The organism is Methanocalculus natronophilus (assembly GCF_038751955.1).
Lineage (GTDB): Archaea > Halobacteriota > Methanomicrobia > Methanomicrobiales > Methanocorpusculaceae > Methanocalculus > Methanocalculus natronophilus.
Genome location: NZ_JBCEXH010000069.1, coordinates 1 through 659 on the forward strand (window position 1 = coordinate 1; position 659 = coordinate 659).

General features: G+C 32.9%; 1 protein-coding gene. It reads left to right on the top strand.

Features of this window, described 5'->3' with window-relative positions; all coding sequences use genetic code 11:
- Positions 1-226 precede the first annotated feature (226 nt).
- Positions 227-659, top strand: a 433-nt coding sequence (locus tag ABCO64_RS10465; protein ID WP_343089424.1) for a copper homeostasis protein CutC, incomplete at its 3' end; no start/stop codon positions are given.

Below are 659 nucleotides of genomic sequence, written 5' to 3' on the forward strand. Positions count from 1 at the left end.
CCCTACCCCCATTAATATGGCGTCAGCTGGTAATACAGCGACTGGTAACATTAATGACTTACCAATTTTCTGTAAGTACCCAAGTAACCTAGTTCCAAAATCTTTTAATTGATCCATAAATCTAAACTCCTCCTCTATTTTTTATAACTTTTTTTTATAATTTTATTATAAACAACTATTATAAATAATGTTAGTAAATTTGTTATACTATATTTGAGGTGATTGTATGTATTTAGAAGTAATCGTTGAAACTTTAAAACAAGCCAAAGATGCAAAGAAGTTTGGCGCCGATCGCATTGAATTAGTCAGTGCTATTTCTGAAGGGGGATTAACGCCTTCTCTTGGTTTAATTGAGTCAGTTACGAATGCCGTTGATATCCCTGTTCAAGTGATGTTAAGGCCTCATGGCGATTCATTTTATTATGACCAAGAAGATCAAGAAGTCATTTTTAAAGATTTAGAAATTATCAAATCTACGAACGCTCAAGGAATTGTTTTTGGCGCTCTTAATAAAGATGGTACCGTAGATGAAACCTTGCTTGATAAAGTTATAACACACAAAGGTAAATTATCATTAACCTTTCATCGTGCAATCGATGAAGCAAAAGATTATCAAGCATCTATTGACGTACTACTCAATAAATCAATCAGTACTATCC